The organism is Serratia sp. TSA_198.1 (assembly GCF_052686505.1).
The window spans coordinates 44,065-62,978 of record NZ_JBQZFP010000008.1; the positions used below are offsets into that span (position 1 = coordinate 44,065).

At 55.4% G+C, this 18,914-nt stretch carries 14 protein-coding genes; 4 read left to right on the forward strand and 10 right to left on the reverse strand.

Translation table 11 applies throughout. From position 1 onward, the window contains the following. Positions 1-91: 91 nt before the first annotated feature. Positions 92-862, reverse strand: a complete 771-nt coding sequence (locus ACUTSW_RS22810) for an ABC transporter permease (RefSeq protein ID WP_004947902.1) — start codon at positions 860-862, stop codon at positions 92-94. Beyond that, the gene (locus tag ACUTSW_RS22815; protein ID WP_004947905.1) at positions 859-1,782 is read right to left on the reverse strand and encodes an ABC transporter ATP-binding protein; all 924 of its coding nucleotides are present in this window, start codon (positions 1,780-1,782) and stop codon (positions 859-861) included. The genes ACUTSW_RS22810 and ACUTSW_RS22815 overlap by 4 nt, the downstream gene beginning before the upstream one ends. Before the next feature lie 189 nt (positions 1,783-1,971). Between ACUTSW_RS22815 and can the strand changes: the two genes are divergently transcribed. Further along, complete coding sequence (gene can, locus ACUTSW_RS22820; protein ID WP_013814459.1) at positions 1,972-2,634, forward strand: carbonate dehydratase; 663 nt, start codon at positions 1,972-1,974, stop codon at positions 2,632-2,634. Between the two features lie 50 nt (positions 2,635-2,684). On the opposite strand, the gene hpt is transcribed toward can, so the two are convergent. Together hpt and cueO are read right to left on the reverse strand one after the other, a co-directional pair. Continuing rightward, on the reverse strand, positions 2,685-3,221 hold the full coding sequence (gene hpt, locus ACUTSW_RS22825) for a hypoxanthine phosphoribosyltransferase (protein WP_004947911.1): 537 nt from the start codon (positions 3,219-3,221) through the stop codon (positions 2,685-2,687). Between the two features lie 87 nt (positions 3,222-3,308). Then, positions 3,309-4,967: a multicopper oxidase CueO gene (gene cueO / locus ACUTSW_RS22830; RefSeq protein WP_445585444.1), complete on the reverse strand. Its 1,659-nt coding sequence runs from the start codon at positions 4,965-4,967 to the stop codon at positions 3,309-3,311. Between the two features lie 268 nt (positions 4,968-5,235). Between cueO and ACUTSW_RS22835 the strand changes: the two genes are divergently transcribed. The 3 genes from ACUTSW_RS22835 to speD all read left to right on the forward strand — a co-directional run bounded on the left by ACUTSW_RS22835 (position 5,236) and on the right by speD (position 7,379). Further along, on the forward strand, positions 5,236-5,583 hold the full coding sequence (locus ACUTSW_RS22835; protein WP_006327880.1) for a YacC family pilotin-like protein: 348 nt from the start codon (positions 5,236-5,238) through the stop codon (positions 5,581-5,583). A 111-nt stretch (positions 5,584-5,694) separates the two neighbouring features. Next, positions 5,695-6,558 (forward strand): polyamine aminopropyltransferase, encoded by an 864-nt coding sequence (gene speE, locus ACUTSW_RS22840; protein WP_004947920.1) that lies wholly within the window; start codon positions 5,695-5,697, stop codon positions 6,556-6,558. A gap of 26 nt (positions 6,559-6,584) precedes the next feature. Continuing rightward, positions 6,585-7,379, forward strand: coding sequence for an adenosylmethionine decarboxylase (gene speD / locus ACUTSW_RS22845; protein WP_004947924.1), 795 nt, complete (start codon positions 6,585-6,587; stop codon positions 7,377-7,379). A gap of 41 nt (positions 7,380-7,420) precedes the next feature. Here the strand turns inward: speD and yacL are convergent, their stop codons facing one another. The 6 genes from yacL to pdhR all read right to left on the reverse strand — a co-directional run bounded on the left by yacL (position 7,421) and on the right by pdhR (position 18,624). Next, positions 7,421-7,783 carry a protein YacL gene (yacL, locus tag ACUTSW_RS22850; RefSeq protein ID WP_004947927.1) on the reverse strand — a complete coding sequence of 121 codons (363 nt, stop codon included), beginning with the start codon at positions 7,781-7,783 and terminating at the stop codon, positions 7,421-7,423. 138 nt (positions 7,784-7,921) lie between these two features. Continuing rightward, a complete protein-coding gene (acnB, locus tag ACUTSW_RS22855) occupies positions 7,922-10,519 on the reverse strand; it encodes a bifunctional aconitate hydratase 2/2-methylisocitrate dehydratase (RefSeq protein ID WP_004947931.1) in 2,598 nt (865 codons plus the stop codon). A 949-nt stretch (positions 10,520-11,468) separates the two neighbouring features. Then, positions 11,469-12,893, reverse strand: coding sequence for a dihydrolipoyl dehydrogenase (gene lpdA, locus ACUTSW_RS22860; protein WP_004947933.1), 1,425 nt, complete (start codon positions 12,891-12,893; stop codon positions 11,469-11,471). A 234-nt stretch (positions 12,894-13,127) separates the two neighbouring features. Continuing rightward, positions 13,128-15,017, reverse strand: a complete 1,890-nt coding sequence (gene aceF / locus ACUTSW_RS22865) for a pyruvate dehydrogenase complex dihydrolipoyllysine-residue acetyltransferase (protein WP_445585445.1) — start codon at positions 15,015-15,017, stop codon at positions 13,128-13,130. A 13-nt stretch (positions 15,018-15,030) separates the two neighbouring features. Then, positions 15,031-17,694 carry a pyruvate dehydrogenase (acetyl-transferring), homodimeric type gene (gene aceE / locus ACUTSW_RS22870; protein ID WP_013814466.1) on the reverse strand — a complete coding sequence of 888 codons (2,664 nt, stop codon included), beginning with the start codon at positions 17,692-17,694 and terminating at the stop codon, positions 15,031-15,033. A 165-nt stretch (positions 17,695-17,859) separates the two neighbouring features. After that, positions 17,860-18,624, reverse strand: coding sequence for a pyruvate dehydrogenase complex transcriptional repressor PdhR (gene pdhR / locus ACUTSW_RS22875; RefSeq protein ID WP_004947949.1), 765 nt, complete (start codon positions 18,622-18,624; stop codon positions 17,860-17,862). Positions 18,625-18,914 lie beyond the last annotated feature (290 nt).

The following is an 18,914-nucleotide window of genomic DNA, read 5'->3' on the forward strand; positions in this document are numbered from 1 at the left end:
GGGGTTATGTGAGCAATTCTATTGATTTATGTGATGCCAGCTTCAGATCGATAACAGCGCCCCCGAACGCGGGTCCGGGGGCATCAGTACATCAGGTGCGCAGGCCACGACCGCGCTCTATCAGGTACCAGGACAGCAGATAGAACACCAGGATAAACGCCACCAGCACCGCCATGGTCAGCACCAGCGGTACATCACTGATGCCGAGGAAGCCGTAGCGGAAACCGCTGATCATATAGACGATCGGATTCAGTTTGGACACCGCCTGCCAGAACGGCGGCAGCAACGTCAGCGAATAGAAAACCCCGCCCAGATAGGTCAGCGGCGTCAATACGAACGTCGGGATCAGGCTGATGTCGTCAAAGGTAGTGGCGAACACCGCGTTGATCAGGCCTGCCAGCGAGAACAGGATTGCCGTCAGCAGCAGCGTGAGCACAATCACCCACCAGGCATGCACCTGAAGCGGCACAAAGAACAGCGAGATCACCGTCACCAGCACGCCGACGCAAATGCCGCGCGCCACGCCGCCACCGACGTAACCGGCAATCACCACATGAGTCGGCACCGGCGCCACCAGCAGCTCTTCGATATTGCGCTGGAACTTGGCGCTGAAGAACGACGATGCGACGTTGGCGTACGAGTTGGTGATTACCGCCATCATAATCAGGCCGGGCACGATAAACTGCATGTAATCAAAACCGTGCATATCGCCAATGCGCGAACCAATCAGGTTGCCGAAGATGATGAAATACAGCGTCATGGTGATCACCGGCGGCACCAGGGTCTGGATCCAGATACGGGCAAAACGGTTGATCTCTTTGGCCCAGATACTCTGTAAAGCCACCCAATACAAACGCGTCATGCTTTTTCTCCATTACCGTTAACCAGGGTGACAAACAGCTCTTCCAGTCGGTTAGCCTTATTACGCATGCTCAATACCTGCACCCCCTGCGCGCTGAGCTGAGCGAACAAGCCGTTCAGGCCCTGCTCGCGCATCACTTCCACTTCCAGCGTCGAGGTATCCGTCAGGCGATTGCGATAGCCATCCAGCTTCGGCAAGGGGCTTTTGGCCGCCAAATCGAGGATAAAGGTTTCGGACTTCAGCTTGGCCAGCAATCCTTTCATTGAGGTGTTTTCCACCAGTTCCCCGTTCTGGATAATGCCGATATTGCGGCACAGCATTTCCGCCTCTTCCAGATAGTGGGTCGTGAGGATAATGGTCGTGCCCTGGGCGTTCAGCTCTTTCAGGAAGCCCCACATGGAGCGGCGCAGTTCGATATCCACCCCAGCCGTCGGCTCATCGAGGATCAGCAGCTTTGGCTGGTGCATCAAGGCGCGGGCGATCATCAGACGGCGTTTCATACCGCCGGAGAGCATGCGGGCGCGTTCATCGCGCTTGCCCCACAGATCCAACTGGGTCAGGTATTTTTCCGCACGCGCCAAGGCTTCGCGCCGGGTCACGCCGTAGTAACCCGCCTGATTGACCACAATCTGCATGACGGTTTCAAACGGGTTAAAGTTGAATTCTTGCGGCACCAGCCCGAGTTGGCGCTTGGCGTTAACGATATCTTTATCGATGTCATAGCCGAACACCCGTACGCTGCCGGCCGTTTTGTTCACCAGCGAGCTGATAATGCCGATGGTAGTAGATTTTCCAGCGCCGTTTGGCCCTAACAGGGCATAAAAATCCCCCGCTTCGACGTTAAGATCGATCCCGCGCAACGCCTTGACGCCACCCGCGTAGGTCTTGGTCAACTGCGCTAATTCCAGTGCATAATTCATAAGTTAGAAAGTACCTTGTGACGATGAGTATGCTGCCGCGTCTTGTAATAGAGATGATCTTATCATCAGCAGCGATTTCACTGAGGCGAATCCGTGCGGAAAAAAGCGTGACTGTTCCGATTTCCAAATTGTGACGCTTGTCCTATATTAGCCCAACGCAATCTGTTTGTTACAGGTCTATAACCCTCCATGAAAGAAATCGAAACGCTGATCGCCAACAACAAAGCCTGGTCGGCCAATATCAACCAGGAAGATCCAGACTTTTTTGAACGTTTATCCCAGGCGCAAAAGCCCCGCTTTTTATGGATAGGTTGCTCAGACAGCCGTGTTCCGGCAGAACGTTTGACCGGCCTGGAGCCAGGCGAACTCTTTGTCCATCGCAATGTGGCAAACCTGGTGGTTCACACCGATCTTAACTGTCTGTCGGTCGTGCAGTATGCGGTGGATGTGCTGGAAGTTGAACATATCATCATCTGCGGCCATTTGGGCTGCGGCGGCGTAGAAGCCGCGGTGGAAAACCCGGAGCTGGGGCTGATCAACAACTGGCTGCTGCATATCCGCGACCTGTGGTACAAGCACAGCTCACTGCTGGGTGAACTGGAACCGGAACAACGCCTCGACGTACTGTGTGAGATCAACGTGATCGAACAGGTGTACAACCTGGGCCACTCCACCATTATGCAATCGGCCTGGAAACGCGGCCAGAAAGTGACGATCCACGGTTGGGTGTACGGGATTCAGGACGGGCGCCTGCGGGATCTGGAAGTGGCCGCCACCAGCCGCGAGAGCCTGGAAATGGGGTATCGCAAGGCCATGGCCAAACTGCAGCAGGACAAGGGCGTAAAAGCCTAGAACGTTATCTTGCTCTCTATGGGGGCGCGGCCAAGCCGCGCCCCCGTCGATTACTCGTCCAGCAGCACCACTTTGCCGACGTACGGCAGGTGACGATAACGCTGAGCGTAGTCAATGCCGTAGCCCACCACGAACTCGTCCGGGATCGAGAACCCGACGAACTCCACCGGCACCTCCACCTCACGGCGCTCGGGTTTGTCCAGCAAGGTACAGATCGCCAGAGATTTCGGCCCGCGCAGCGCCAAAATTTCGCGCACTTTATTCAGCGTATTGCCGGAATCAATGATGTCTTCGACGATCAGCACGTCTTTGCCGCGGATGTCTTCATCAAGATCCTTGAGGATTTTCACATCGCGGGTAGTGGACATGCCGCTGCCGTAACTCGAGGCGGTCATAAAGTCGACTTCGTGCGGCACTTCAATCGTGCGACACAGATCGGCCATGAACATGAAGGAACCGCGCAGCAGCCCGACCAACACCATATCACTGCCGCTATCGCGGTAATGTTCGGTGATTTGACGGCCAAGTTCGGCGATACGGGTCTTAACTTCCTGCTCGGAAATCATTACGTCTACAGTGTGTTTCATAGGTTTCAGGTCAGTTGCCGGAAGAAGGGCGCAGAGTTTAGCATAGCCTGAAGCCGGTGGCGACGCGAGTGCGCCGCCACTTCTGCTCTAGTCGGCTACGGTAAAGCCCAGCATCATGCCGGTATCCTCATGCTCCAACAGGTGACAATGCGCCATATAGGCATGTTCGCTGTTAGCCGGATGATCAAAACGCACCAGCACTTCACTACGCCAACCCTCGACCCGCACCGTGTCTTTCCAGCCACTGCGGTGAGCCGCCGGCGGCTTGCCGTTCTCCGACAGGATGCGGAACTGGGTGCCGTGGATATGGAACGGGTGCAGCATCATGTCGCCTTCGCCGGACAGGGTCCATTTCTCGTACTTGCCGCGTTTGGCTTCAAACGCCGGTTTGGTCATATCAAAGGCCTTGCCGTTGATCTTATTGCCGTGGCTGAAGTCGAAAGGCTTGGCGCCATGATCCATACCCTTCATGTTGCCGTGATCCATACCTTTCATGCTGCCATGATCCATGCCCTGCATATTGCCATGATCCATACCTTTCATGCTGCCATGATCCATGCCGGCCATTCCGCCATCGCTGTTGCTCATGCTACCGTGATCCATGCTCATCCCGGCCATCGCCTGATGACCGTAGCGATCCATCAATGCCTGCATGCCCAACTTGTCCAACTGCGGGTCCATCATCAGTTGCAGCCAGCGTTCCTGAATGCCGGCCAGCGGCGGCAGTGCCGGCAATTTCACCAGGCTGTCCGGCATCGTCTTGATGCCCTGCGCCAGCGAAGGCTGAATGCGCAACACCGGCAGCGGCTGGTCGAACGGCGCCAGCGTCATGCCCATCTGCTTGACCGGCAGCGTGACGATGTCGAACGGCTTGCCGTCCGAAGCATCCACCAGCACTTCAAAGCGTTCGCCCATCAGCATCGGCAATTCGGTCAGCTTCACCGGTTCGGCCAGGAACCCCCCGTCGCTGGCGATAACGTATAGCGGCCGATTATCGCTGGCCGCCAGGTTCAGCGAACGTGCATTGCAGCCGTTGAGAAAACGTAACCGCAACCAGCCGCGCGGCGCAACGTGCTGCGGATATTGGGCTCCGTTGGTGAACATACGGTCGCCGAACCAGCCAACTGCGGCGCTCATCACGTCCAGTTGGTATTCAATCTGTGCGTCTTTGCCCAAGCGTTTGTCCTGCAGGATCACCGGAATATCATCCAGCCCCCAGGTCTTCGGCAACGGCAGTTTACTGCTCTCGTCGTCTTCCAGCAGCACCAGCCCCGCCAGCCCCATCATCACCTGATGGCCGGTTTTGCCGTGGGTATGCGGATGGAACCAACAGGTGGCCGCGGGCTGTTCGACAGTGAAACTCACTCTGCGCGTGGTACCCGGTTGAATCAGCGCCTGCGGGCCACCATCGACATCGCCGGGGATTTCCAACCCGTGCCAGTGGACCGTGCTGGCCTCTGGCAAGCCGTTTTTGATATCGACCGTCACCGGTTTGCCGCGCTGCAGCCGCACCGCAGGCCCCAGCAGCGCTCCGTTGACGCCCCAGGTTTGGGTCGCTTTGCCCGGCAACCAGTTCATTTCACCGGTTTGCAGCGCCAGCGCGATTTTTCCCTGTGCGTCCGGCATCAACAGCGGCGGGATCGGCAACGCCGGCAACCCGGCTGCCCACGCGCTTCGGCTCCACAGCGGTAAGGCGCTTGCCGCGCCCAGCGCAGCGGTCAATTTGATAAAATCACGGCGTAACATCGCTGACTCCCTTTTCTCAGTGATATGTACCCTATGGCTTTCAAGTTCCAGCTCATTCATCCCCTGTCAATCGGGGCGCTAGCGCAGGTAATAACGCCGCAGCTTGAAAGACAACAGGTATAACTTTCATGCCAGACAGCCTAAACCCTCCCCTTAGCGGAAGGTCAAGCCTTTGCTGTCGGTTATGTTATCCGCAAGTAATAAAATTTGGTGCCTTTACAGGCAAGTGTGATAACGTTTGCAGACAATAAACAGGTCTATTTTCATGATGAAAAAAACAACGTTACTGGTGCTGCTGCTCACCATGCTGGGGTTCTCCAACGCCAGTCTGGCGCTCAATGAGTCTGAGGCGGAAGATCTGGCCGATCTGACGGCGGTATTTATTTATCTGAAAAACGATTGCGGCTACAACGACTTGCCCAACGCGCAAATCAAACGCGCCATCGTTTACTTCGCCCAGCAAAACCGCTGGGATTTGAGCAACTATAATAGCTACAACATGAAGGCGCTGGGCGAAGACAGCTATCGCGATCTCAGTGGCATCGCCATCCCTACTCCCAACAAATGCAAATCTCTGGCACGCGATTCGCTAAGCCTGCTGGCATACGCCAACTAATCCCTTCTGCCTTCCGCTACCTCTGTTTGAAATTCAGCCGTGCATCACCAGGCAGAGTTAGCTATGATGTTGCGCCAATTTTTCATGGCCGTTATTACGGAGTTCCCGCACATGACCCAGAAAGAAATTTGGTATGAAACGCTGCATGCCAACTTCGGCCAGTACTTCTCGGTAGAGAATGTGCTGTACCGCGAGAAGACCGAGCATCAGGATTTGGTGATTTTTGAAAACCCGGTACTGGGGCGCGTGATGGCGCTCGACGGCGTGGTGCAAACCACCGAGCGCGATGAGTTCATTTATCACGAAATGATGACCCACGTTCCGTTGCTGGCACATGGCCAGGCGAAGAAAGTGTTGATCATCGGCGGCGGCGACGGCGGCATGCTGCGTGAAGTCAGCCGCCATCGGGGCGTAGAGCAGATCACCATGGTCGAGATCGACGCCGGGGTGGTGGAGTTCTGTCGCCAGTACCTGCCTAATCACAATGCCGGCTCCTACGACGACCCGCGCTTCAAACTGGTGATCGACGACGGCGTCAACTTCGTTAATCAGACCGATGAAAAATTCGATGTGATTATCTCGGACTGCACCGATCCGATCGGCCCCGGCGAAAGCCTGTTCACCTCGGCGTTCTACGAAGGCTGCGCACGCTGCCTGAACGAGGGCGGCATTTTTGTCGCGCAAAACGGCGTCTGCTTCCTGCAACAGGACGAAGCGGTCAACAGCCATGCCAAACTAAGCCAATATTTCAACGACGTCAGCTTCTATCAGGCGGCGATCCCGACCTATTACGGCGGCATCATGACCTTCGCCTGGGCGAGCCAAAACCCGGCGCTGCGTCAGCTCGATTTATCCGCCCTGCAACATCGCTTTAATCAAAGCGGCCTAAACTGCCGTTATTACAACCCGGCGATCCACGCAGGCAGCTTTGCCCTGCCACAGTACTTGCTCAACGCACTGAACGTTACACGTTAAGCGAGAAGATAAGGAGGTGAACCCAATTGCAAAAGCTAAAACTGCACGGCTTCAACAACCTGACGAAGAGCCTGAGTTTTTGTATTTACGATATTTGTTACGCCAAAACCGCGGATGACCGCGATGGCTATATCGCCTACATTGACGAGCAATACAACGCCAATCGCCTGACCGAGATCCTGAGTGAAACCTGCTCGATCATTGGCGCAAATATTCTGAACGTCGCACGTCAGGACTACGAGCCTCAGGGCGCCAGCGTGACCATCTTGGTCAGCGAAGAACCGGTCGACCCGAAAGATGTAGATACTTCGGAACAGCCTGGCCCCCTCTCAAAGACGGTGGTCGCACACCTGGACAAGAGCCACATCTGCGTTCATACCTATCCGGAAAGCCATCCAGAAGGCGGATTGTGCACATTCCGCGCCGATATTGAAGTGTCGACCTGTGGCGTGATTTCACCGCTGAAAGCGCTGAATTACCTGATCCACCAGTTGGAATCCGACATCGTCACCATGGATTACCGTGTGCGCGGCTTTACCCGCGACGTAAATGGCGTGAAGCATTACATCGATCATGAGATCAACTCGATCCAGAACTTTATGTCTGACGATATGAAGGCGCTGTACCACATGATGGACGTCAACGTTTACCAGGAGAACATCTTCCATACCAAGATGCTGCTGAAGGATTTCGATCTGAAGCATTACCTGTTTAACGCCAAGCCGGAAGCCCTGAGCGAGGCCGAGCGTAAAGAGATTACCGATCTGCTGTGGAAAGAGATGCAGGAAATCTATTACGGCCGCAATATTCCGCACTTGTAATGGGTTAAGGGTGCGGCCATACACACGCCGCGCCCTTACATTTAATATTTGAGCATAAAAGAACGGTAGGCCTTCAGCACCGCGAGGAAGTCTTCGACGCCGCAGAATGAGAGGCTTTCTTCATCATAATAATTCATCCCCTCTTCCATCTCGTCGCCTTCAAACGCCAATAGATTGGCGCGGATCATCACCTCTTCACCGTCCATCAGCAATGTATATTCGTGGCCTTCCAACTGCCATTGACGCTCACTGCCTTTGACTTCCGCCGCCCCGGCTTCGATCCGATCCAGCAGGTTGAAGTCGCCTTTGACTTCCTCATTGATCCAGTGGCCAATCGCTTCATGCCCCATCGAAAATCTGACCACCACCTGACCGGTCACGTCACGCAGAAATTCGTAATCCATAGCACGCCCTCCTGAGCCTTTTTCTTAGTGTAAACATTAATTCATGACTAACTCAGCGAGCGCTCGCAAAGTTGGCAACTGAGCAAAATAAAACGGGAGGCCAAGGCCTCCCGTTGAACAGTTGCGCAATATAGCGGCTTAAACGGCGGTTTGGAAGATCACGCCGTCGGCTTTTTCGGTGTACTGGCCCAGTTGGTCGAAGTTCAGGTAGCGGTAAGTATCCGCCGCCGTTTTATCGACCTGTTCCATGTACGTTTGATACTCGTCCGGCGTTGGCAAACGGCCCAGCAGCGAAGCAACCGCCGCCAGTTCTGCAGAGGCCAGATAAACGTTGGCACCGGTACCCAGACGGTTCGGGAAGTTACGGGTAGAGGTGGAAACCACCGTCGCACCGTCGGCCACTCGCGCCTGGTTACCCATGCACAGTGAACAACCCGGGATCTCGATACGCGCACCGCTCTTGCCGAACACGCTGTAATAGCCTTCTTCGGTCAGTTGAGCCGCATCCATCTTGGTCGGCGGCGCAACCCACAGGCGGGTTGGCAGTTGCCCCTTGTGCTGGTCCAACAGCTTGCCGGCGGCGCGGAAGTGGCCGATGTTGGTCATGCAAGAACCGATGAACACTTCATCGATCTTGCTGTTAGCCACGTCGGACAGCAGGCGCGCGTCGTCAGGATCGTTCGGCGCACACAGGATTGGCTGAGTGATCTCTGCCAGATCGATGTCGATCACCGCAGCGTATTCCGCATCCGCATCGCCTTCCAGCAGTTGCGGATCCGCCAGCCATTTCTGCATACCCTGAATGCGGCGCTCCAGCGTACGGCGATCGCCGTAACCTTCGGAGATCATCCACTTCAGCAGCACGATGTTAGAGTTCAGGTACTCTTCGATCGGTGCCTTATCCAGCTTGATGGTACAACCGGCAGCGGAACGTTCGGCAGAGGCGTCGGTCAGTTCAAACGCCTGCTCGACTTTCAGCTCCGGCAAGCCTTCGATTTCCAGAATACGGCCGGAGAAGATGTTCTTCTTGCCCTTCTTCTCAACGGTCAGCAGGCCCTGCTGGATCGCATAGTAAGGAATGGCGTGCACCAGATCGCGCAGTGTGATGCCCGGCTGCATTTTACCTTTGAAGCGCACCAGCACCGACTCAGGCATATCCAGCGGCATAACGCCGGTCGCTGCGGCAAACGCCACCAGACCGGAGCCGGCCGGGAAGGAAATACCGATCGGGAAACGGGTGTGGGAGTCACCGCCGGTGCCGACGGTATCCGGCAACAGCATGCGGTTCAGCCACGAGTGAATAACGCCGTCGCCCGGACGCAGCGATACGCCGCCACGGTTCATGATAAAGTCCGGCAGCGTGTGGTGAGTGGTCACATCAACCGGTTTCGGGTACGCGGCGGTGTGACAGAACGACTGCATGACCAGATCGGCGGAGAAGCCCAGGCACGCAAGGTCCTTCAGTTCGTCACGGGTCATCGGGCCGGTGGTGTCCTGAGAACCTACGGAGGCCATCTTCGGCTCGCAGTATTCGCCTGGACGCACGCCGGCAACGCCACAGGCGCGGCCCACCATTTTCTGCGCCAGCGAGAAGCCCTTGTTGCTGGAGGCAACTTCTTTGGCGATACGGAACACGTCGCTGTGCGGCAGGCCCAGCGCTTCACGCGCCTTGGTGGTCAAACCACGGCCGATAATCAGCGGGATACGGCCGCCGGCGCGGACTTCATCCAGCAATACGTCGGTTTTCAGTTCGAAGTTGGCGATCAGTTCGCCGGTTTCGTGGTTGCGCACTTCGCCTTTGTACGGGTAAACGTCGATCACGTCGCCCATGTTCAGCTCGGAAACGTCCACTTCAATCGGCAAGGCACCGGCATCTTCCATGGTATTGAAGAAGATAGGCGCGATTTTACTGCCCAGCACCACACCGCCACCGCGCTTGTTCGGCACATACGGGATGTCGTCGCCCATAAACCACAGCACAGAGTTGGTGGCGGACTTACGGGAAGAACCGGTACCGACCACGTCACCGACGTAGGCCAGCGGGAAACCTTTCTTGTTCAGCAGCTCAATTTGCTTAATCGGGCCAACGCTGCCCGGTTGATCCGGCACTATGCCTTCACGTTCGTTTTTCAGCATCGCCAGGGCGTGCAATGGGATGTCCGGACGCGACCAGGCATCCGGCGCCGGCGACAGATCGTCGGTGTTGGTTTCGCCGGTGACTTTAAATACGGTAACGGTGATTTTTTCCGCCAGTTTCGGGCGTGACAGATACCACTCGGCATCGGCCCAGGACTGCATAATCTGTTTGGCGTGCGGGTTACCCGCCTTGGCTTTCTCTTCCACGTCGTAGAAGTTGTCGAACATCAGCAGCGTATGGGAAAGCGCTTTGGCGGCGATAGCGGCCAGTTTTTCGTTATCCAGCGCGTCGATCAGCGGATGAATGTTGTAACCGCCCTGCATGGTGCCCAACAGTTCTACGGCTTTCTCGGGGGTAATCAGGGGAGAGGTCGCTTCGCCTTTGGCGATGGCCGCCAGGAAACCTGCTTTGACGTAGGCGGCTTCGTCGACGCCTGGTGGAACACGATTAATCAGCAGGTCTAACAGGAATTCTTCTTCGCCTTGTGGCGGATTCTTTAATGATTCAACCAGCGCTGCCATTTGTGTGGCGTCTAACGGCTTAGGGACGATGCCCTCTGCAGCACGCTCGGCTACGTGCTTACGGTATTCTTCTAGCACGACATTCTCCTCGCTCTCATTGTCATTTATTGTGCCTGGCGTTTATACCCGTCGTCTTTCAAGCCGCAGTGTTGTTACCTGCGTTCAGTTATGTGGCCCGTCCATGGGCCACACCCCTTCGGGGCCGCTGCGAGCAGCGTTCAAATCTGCTCCCGGCAGATTTGTCACCCCAGTTACTTACCTGAGTAAGCGCCTGGGGATGAACGAACTGGGCGCCTAACTGCAACTTGAAAGCCATAGGGCATATGTTCAAACCGGGTTTAGCGCACGGTGTTGGTGCCATTGATCCTGACGGGGCACTGCTGTCGATGTCCTGGCCTGTAAGGTACAGTGCCCGGTTCCGCTCAGCCAGCATATCAGGATTTGAAACGGTTGTTAATTCGTTCACATAAAAGCAACATTAAATCTTTGCTGAATCGTTGAGCGCAGTGTAATCGGCTGCGGCATAGGCCCAACGGGGCTGCTGGAAGGTTCCGTTCACAACATAAAACAGCCCGATGAGCACAACATAATACCCGCTCACTTACAATGGCTATTAATTGTGAATACCAAAAATTGGGAGTGAAAGGCACAAAAAAACCGCCGTTAAGGCGGTTCTGTTGTTCCGTTCGGTGTTAGCAGACACCTTAGGGAATTCTTACATCGTTAAAGAACGATACAAGCGCTACCGGGCACTTGTTCCGCCGGGATTTTTCCGGTGAAGTCGCGGTGGTCGTGGTTCCACAAGGATCGCGCAATGAAAGGGAGTTCTTTGTTTATCCTGCTCATTGTACTGGGATCGGCGTTTGGCGTGAGCAAAGTCGGTTAAAGGCAACAGCCTCACGTTGAACGTGATATTCCAGAACAAGTAAGCTACTGGCCGCTCATTGAGCGGCCTTTTACCTAACTGCCACCCATAAAAAACGGCCCCTTTTCAGGAGCCGCTGTTTCAACCTTATCAGCCGGAGAATTACTTCTTCTTGGCTTTCGGGTTTGGCAGATCGGTGATGCTGCCTTCGAAGATCTCTGCCGCCAAGCCTACGGATTCATGCAGGGTTGGGTGAGCATGGATGGTCAGCGCGATGTCTTCCGCATCACAACCCATCTCGATAGCCAGACCGATTTCGCCCAGCAGCTCGCCGCCGTTGGTGCCGACAATCGCGCCACCGATGATACGGTGAGTTTCTTTGTCGAAGATCAGTTTGGTCATGCCGTCTGCACAATCGGAAGCGATAGCACGCCCGGAAGCTGCCCACGGGAAGGTGGACGTTTCATAGCTGATGCCTTTCTCTTTCGCTTCTTTCTCGGTCAGACCCACCCATGCAACTTCCGGCTCGGTGTAAGCGATTGATGGGATCACTTTCGGGTCGAAGTAGTGCTTCATGCCGGCGATAACTTCAGCGGCAACGTGGCCTTCATGCACGCCTTTGTGCGCCAGCATCGGTTGACCGACGATGTCGCCGATAGCGAAGATGTGCGGCACGTTGGTACGCAGCTGTTTGTCGACGCGGATAAAGCCACGCTCGTCAACTTCCACACCGGCTTTGCCCGCTTCCAGCAGTTTGCCGTTCGGCACACGGCCGATAGCTACCAGCACCGCGTCGTAACGCTGTGGTTCTGCAGGCGCTTTTTTGCCTTCCATAGTGACGTAGATGCCGTCTTCTTTGGCTTCTACCGCAGTCACTTTGGTTTCCAGCATCAGGTTGAACTGCTTGCTGATGCGTTTGGTGAAGACTTTCACCACGTCTTTGTCGGCAGCCGGGATCACCTGGTCAAACATCTCGACCACGTCGATCTGTGAACCCAACGCATGGTATACGGTACCCATTTCCAGGCCGATAATACCGCCGCCCATCACCAGCAGACGCTCAGGGACGGTTTTCAGTTCCAGCGCATCGGTAGAATCCCACACGCGCGGGTCTTCATGAGGAATGAATGGCAGTTGGATCGGACGGGAGCCTGCGGCGATGATGGCGTTGTCGAAGTTGATGGTAGTAGGACCATTTTCGCCTTCAACGACCAGGGTGTTAGCGCCGGTGAACTTGCCCAGACCGTTAACGACTTTAACTTTACGGCCTTTAGCCATGCCAGCCAGACCACCGGTCAGCTGATTGATGACTTTTTCTTTCCAGACGCGCACTTTGTCGATGTCGGTTTTCGGCTCGCCGAAAACGATGCCGTGCTCGGCCAGCGCTTTGGCTTCTTCGATCACTTTGGCAACGTGCAACAGTGCTTTGGAAGGGATACATCCCACGTTCAGGCAAACACCGCCCAGCGTGGAATAACGTTCAACCAGAACGGTTTCAAGACCTAAGTCAGCGCAACGAAAGGCAGCAGAGTAACCTGCCGGGCCCGCCCCAAGTACCACGACCTGAGTTTTAATTTCAGTACTCATCATGACCTCTTAATTGATTGTCCGGCGGGTCAGACGTCATTTTTATTGCTAATCGATCTCATAACGCCCTTCATCCACCGGGACGCTTACACCGCGAGCAGTTTACAGAATTGTTAATAATCTGCAAAGCGCGTTCGAAGTGACCCGTGTCTCAACAATTTTGTCGAGTCATGCAAAAACCGACAAAACTGCTACTGAAGTAGTAAGGGCGCAGCATGCTGCGCCCTTTTTTCATTACATCACCAGACGGCGAATGTCAGCCAGCATATTGTTGATGATGGTAATAAAGCGCGCACCATCTGCACCATCAATAACACGGTGGTCGAAGGAGAGCGACATTGGCATCATCAGACGCGGCACGAACTCTTTACCGTTCCAGACTGGCTCCATAGCGGACTTGGAGACGCCCAGGATAGCCACTTCCGGCGCGTTGACGATAGGCGCGAAGTGAGTCGTCCCGATACCGCCCAGGCTGGAGATGGTGAAGCAACCGCCCTGCATTTCGCCTGCGGTCAGCTTGCCGTCGCGCGCTTTTTTGGAGATAGCCATCAGCTCGCGGGACAGCTCAGTGATGCTTTTCTTGTTCACATCCTTGAATACCGGAACCACCAGACCATTTGGCGTATCAACCGCAACACCGACGTTGATATATTTTTTCAGCGTCAACTTCTGGCCATCTTCGGACAGAGAGCTGTTGAAGCGCGGCATCTGCTCCAGAGCGGCGGCGACGGCTTTCATGATGAACACCACAGGGGTGAACTTCACGTCCAGCTTACGTTTGGCCGCTTCATCGTTCTGTTGCTTGCGGAACGCTTCCAGATCGGTGATATCGGTTTTGTCGAAGTGAGTCACGTGCGGGATCATCACCCAGTTGCGGCTCAGGTTGGCACCCGAAATCTTCTGGATGCGGCCCAGTTCGACTTCTTCGATCTCACCGAACTTGCTGAAGTCCACTTTCGGCCATGGCAGCATGCCTGGCAGACCGCCACCGGCAGCAGCGGTTGGAGCCGCTTCCGCACGTTTAACCGCGTCTTTCACGTAAGTCTGGACGTCTTCGCGCAGGATGCGGCCTTTACGACCGGTGCCTTTCACTTTCGCCAGGTTTACGCCGAATTCACGCGCCAGACGACGGATTACCGGGGTTGCGTGCACGTAAGCGTCGTTCTCTGCGAACTCGCCTTTGCTTTCCGCTTTGGCAGTTGGAGCGGCCGCAGCGGCTTCCTGCTTGGCCGGAGCCGGTGCAGCTTCTGCTTTCTGGGCCGGAGCGGCGGCTGGTGCCGCGCCTTCAACTTCGAACACCATGATCAGAGAGCCGGTTTTCACTTTGTCGCCGGCGCTGATTTTGATTTCTTTCACGGTACCTGCGAACGGTGCCGGCACTTCCATAGAAGCCTTGTCACCTTCAACGGTGATCAGCGACTGCTCAGCGGCAACTTTGTCGCCCACTTTCACCATCACTTCGGTCACTTCTACTTCGTCGCCGCCGATGTCCGGCACGGCAACGTCTTTGGCGGCAGCGGCAGCCGGTGCGGCTTGAGCCGCAGGGGCCTCAACCGCAGCCGGAGCGGCAGCAGAAGCTGCGCCGGCCACTTCGAAGACCATGATCAGGGAACCGGTTTTCACTTTGTCGCCGGCGCCGATTTTGATCTCTTTCACGATGCCCGCAAAGGGTGCAGGGACTTCCATTGAAGCCTTGTCGCCTTCCACGGTGATCAGGGACTGCTCGGCTTCCACCTTGTCGCCCACTTTCACCAGGATCTCGGTCACTTCAACTTCGTCGGCACCGATGTCCGGTACCGCAACGTCTTTGGCAGCAGCGGCAGCCGGTGCAGCAGCAGGTGCTGCGGCCGGTTTTTCTTCCGCTTTGGCGGCTGGTGCGGCAGCTGCCGCACCTTCTGCTTCAAAGATCATCAGCAGTTTGCCGGTTTCGGTTTTATCGCCGACGGAAACCTTGATCTCTTTCACCACGCCCGCTTGCGGGGACGGGACTTCCATGGAAGCTTTGTCACCTTCAACGGTGATCAGCGATTGTTCAGCTTCAACTTTATCGCCCACTTTCACCAGAATTTCGGTGATTTCCACTTCGTCTGCACCGATGTCCGGTACCTTGATTTCGATAGACATTCTTCTGTACCTCTTATGCCAGACGCGGGTTGACTTTTTCTGGGTTGATGTCGAATTTCTTAATCGCATCAGCTACCACAGAAGCTTCGATTTCACCGCGTTTAGCCAGTTCACCCAGAGCAGCAACCACAACGTAAGAAGCATCGACTTCAAAGTGGTGACGCAGATTTTCGCGGCTGTCTGAACGACCGAAGCCGTCAGTACCCAGAACGCGATAATCGCTGGCTGGAACGTAAGTACGAACCTGTTCTGCGAACAGCTTCATGTAGTCGGTAGACGCAACCGCAGGCGCATCGTTCATCACCTGAGCGATGTAAGGCACGCGTGGGGTTTCGGTTGGGTGCAGCATGTTCCAACGCTCACAGTCCTGGCCATCGCGCGCCAGTTCGGTGAAGGAAGTCACGCTGTAGATGTCAGAACCCACGCCGTAGTCTTTCGCCAGGATCTGCGAAGCTTCACGCACGTGACGCAGAATGGAACCTGAACCCAGCAACTGCACTTTACCTTTGCTGCCTTCCAGAGTTTCCAGCTTGTAGATACCTTTACGGATACCTTCTTCTGCACCCTGCGGCATGGCCGGCATGTGGTAGTTTTCGTTCAGCGTGGTGATGTAGTAGTAGACGTTTTCCTGCGCGTCGCCGTACATGCGGACCAGGCCGTCATGCATGATTACAGCCACTTCGTATGCGTAAGCCGGATCGTAAGAGATACAGTTAGGGATAGTCAGAGACTGAATGTGGCTGTGGCCGTCTTCGTGCTGCAGACCTTCACCGTTCAGGGTGGTACGGCCGGAAGTCCCGCCGATCAGGAAGCCGCGCGCCTGTTGGTCGCCCGCTGCCCAGCACAGGTCACCGATACGCTGGAAACCGAACATCGAATAGTAGATGTAGAACGGAATCATCGGCAGATCGTTGGTGCTGTAGGAAGTCGCTGCGGCCAACCATGAAGAGGCTGCGCCCAGTTCGTTGATGCCTTCCTGCAGGATCTGGCCTTTCTCGTCTTCTTTGTAGTAAGCAACCTGCTCACGGTCCTGCGGAGTGTACTGCTGGCCGTTCGGGCTGTAGATACCGATCTGACGGAACAGGCCTTCCATACCGAAGGTACGGGCTTCGTCGGCGATGATTGGAACCAGGCGATCTTTGATCGACTTGTTCTTCAGCATCACGTTCAGGGCGCGTACGAAAGCGATAGTGGTGGAGATTTCTTTGTTCTGCTCTTCCAGCAGTGAGCTGAAGTCTTCCAGAGCCGGCATTTCCAGCTTCTGGGTGAAGGCCGGCAGACGAGTCGGCACATAACCTTTCAGCGCCTGACGGCGTTCGTGCAGGTATTTGTACTCTTCAGACTCTTTCTCGAAGGTGATGTACGGCAGTTTTTCGATGTCAGCATCGGCAACCGGCACGTTGAAACGATCGCGGAAGTGGTGAACCCCTTCCATGTTCATTTTCTTCACCTGGTGAGCAATGTTTTTACCTTCCGCGGTTTCACCCATGCCGTAACCTTTGATGGTATGGGCCAGGATCACGGTTGGTTTGCCTTGGGTATCCTGCGCTTTTTTCAGTGCAGCAAAGACTTTCTTCGGATCGTGACCACCACGGTTCAGCGCCCAGATTTCGTCGTCGGTCATGTCTTTGACCAGAGCGGCGGTTTCCGGGAAGCGGCCGAAGAAGTGCTCGCGTACGTAAGCGCCGTCTTTGGATTTGAAGGTCTGGTAGTCGCCGTCCAGGGTTTCGTTCATCAGTTGGATCAGTTTGCCGCTGGTGTCTTTACGCAGCAGTTCATCCCAACGTCCGCCCCAAATCACTTTCAGAACCTGCCAGCCTGCACCGGCGAAGATGCCTTCCAGCTCGTTGATGATCTTGCCGTTACCGGTGACCGGGCCGTCCAGACGTTGCAGGTTACAGTTGATGACGAAGACCAGGTTGTCCAGTTTTTCACGGGTAGCGATGGTGATCGCGCCCTTGGATTCAGGTTCGTCCATCTCGCCGTCGCCCAGGAAGGCGTAAACGGTTTGAGCAGAGGTGTTCTTCAGGCCACGGTGTTCCAGATATTTCAGGAACTTCGCTTGATAGATGGCGCTGATTGGGCCCAGGCCCATGGAAACGGTCGGGAACTGCCAGAATTCCGGCATCAGTTTCGGATGCGGGTAAGAAGACAGGCCTTTGCCGTGAACTTCCTGACGGAAGTTGTTCATTTGGTCTTCGGTCAGGCGGCCTTCAAGGAAGGCTCGTGCGTAAACGCCTGGAGAGATGTGGCCCTGGAAATAAACCAGATCGCCGCCGTCTTGCTCGTTGCGCGCACGGAAGAAGTGGTTGAAGCAGACTTCATAGAAGGTCGCGGAAGACTGGAAGGAAGCCATGTGGCCGCCCAGGTCCAGATCTTTCTTGGATGCACGCAGAACGGTCATTACCGCGTTCCAGCGGATGGCTGAACGGATACGACGTTCCAGATCCAGGTTGCCTGGGTAAGCAGGTTCGTCTTCCACCGCGATGGTGTTGACGTAGTTGTTGGCGGCAGCACCGGCTGCAACGCTAACACCGCCTTTACGGGCTTCACCCAATACCTGATCAATCAGAAACTGAGCTCGCTCAACACCCTCTTCACGGATGACCGATTCGATCGCCTGCAGCCAGTCGCGGGTTTCGATCGGATCCACGTCATTGTTTAAACGTTCTGACATGGTGGTATTCCTTATCTGTCTAATGGTTTGTTTGGAGCCTGTCTTCCTGTGTTCTGAAGCAAAACACACGAAGACAGGCCCATCAGTTTAGTTGCCGCTTAAATGCTTAAATAAGCATTCCGAACGTAAACCCCGCAGGCTGGTGTACCCTGAAGAGAACCGTTCTTAATCCTTGCGTTGCTGGAGACGCCGCAGCGACCTCTCGCGCCGGGTATGTTCCCGACTGAGATCCAGCAATATTTCCTCGATAAACGCCAAATGGCGGTGCGAAGCTTCGCGGGCCCTTTCCGGCTCGCGTGCCACAATCGCCTCAAAAATCCCGGCGCGGTGGCTGCTCACTTTTGCCAACATCTCACGGCGCGAGTAGAGCAATTCAAAGTTCTGACGTACGTTCTGTTCCAGCATCGGCCCCATACAGCGTAACAGGTGCAGTAACACAACGTTGTGGGCAGCCTCGGTCACGGCGATTTGGTATTGCATGACCGCGTCGGCTTCTGCGTCGAGATCGCCGCTGTCCTGGGCCTGCTGAATCACAATATGGCAATCGCGGATGCGCGCCAGATCTTCGTCGGTACCGCGCAGCGCCGCATAATAGGCAGCGATGCCTTCGAGGGCATGACGAGTTTCCAACAGATCGAATTGTGATTCAGGATGGTCGGCCAGCAGTTCAGCCAGCGGATCGCTGAAGCTCTGCCACAGATTAGTTTGTACAAAGGTGCCGCCGCCCTGACGGCGCAGGAGCAGCCCTTTAGCTTCCAGGCGCTGGATGGCCTCTCTCAGAGAAGGACGGGAAACATCAAATTGTTTCGCCAGTTCGCGCTCCGGTGGCAACTTTTCGCCTGGACGCAACGTTCCCTCGAGGATCAGGTGTTCGAGCTGCTGCTCGATAACGTCTGACAACTTGGGTTGGCGGATTTTGCTGTAGGCCATGGGTGAATTCTTCTCTGCGAATGGCGCGGAGTCAATTGGTAATACCAATTTCAAAAACGTGACGGTAAAGTAACAAAGTATTCACCTCCTGTCCATATGAGCCTCGTTCGAAATCATGATTCCCCGCACATTTTAACACCTCGATATCCGGTTAACACTTCGCTATCCGGCCTGCTGCAAACCGGTAACTCACCGTTGGTAATACCATTTACGAGGTAGGTTTCTGATTTAACGTTTTAGAGGCTGCGTCCCGACATGAAGACTGAAGCATCAAAGGCAGAATTTTATTG

Coding starts and splice junctions, on each gene's coding strand:
- can (WP_013814459.1), top strand. CDS start 1,972: ATGAAAGAAATCGAAACGCTGATCGCCAACAACAAAGCCTGGTCGGCC.
- ACUTSW_RS22810 (WP_004947902.1), bottom strand. CDS start 862: ATGACGCGTTTGTATTGGGTGGCTTTACAGAGTATCTGGGCCAAAGAG.
- ACUTSW_RS22815 (WP_004947905.1), bottom strand. CDS start 1,782: ATGAATTATGCACTGGAATTAGCGCAGTTGACCAAGACCTACGCGGGT.
- yacL (WP_004947927.1), bottom strand. CDS start 7,783: ATGGATTACGAATTTCTGCGTGACGTGACCGGTCAGGTGGTGGTCAGA.
- aceF (WP_445585445.1), bottom strand. CDS start 15,017: ATGTCTATCGAAATCAAGGTACCGGACATCGGTGCAGACGAAGTGGAA.
- pdhR (WP_004947949.1), bottom strand. CDS start 18,624: ATGGCCTACAGCAAAATCCGCCAACCCAAGTTGTCAGACGTTATCGAG.
- cueO (WP_445585444.1), bottom strand. CDS start 4,967: ATGTTACGCCGTGATTTTATCAAATTGACCGCTGCGCTGGGCGCGGCA.
- hpt (WP_004947911.1), bottom strand. CDS start 3,221: ATGAAACACACTGTAGACGTAATGATTTCCGAGCAGGAAGTTAAGACC.
- lpdA (WP_004947933.1), bottom strand. CDS start 12,893: ATGAGTACTGAAATTAAAACTCAGGTCGTGGTACTTGGGGCGGGCCCG.
- speE (WP_004947920.1), top strand. CDS start 5,695: ATGACCCAGAAAGAAATTTGGTATGAAACGCTGCATGCCAACTTCGGC.
- aceE (WP_013814466.1), bottom strand. CDS start 17,694: ATGTCAGAACGTTTAAACAATGACGTGGATCCGATCGAAACCCGCGAC.
- ACUTSW_RS22835 (WP_006327880.1), top strand. CDS start 5,236: ATGAAAAAAACAACGTTACTGGTGCTGCTGCTCACCATGCTGGGGTTC.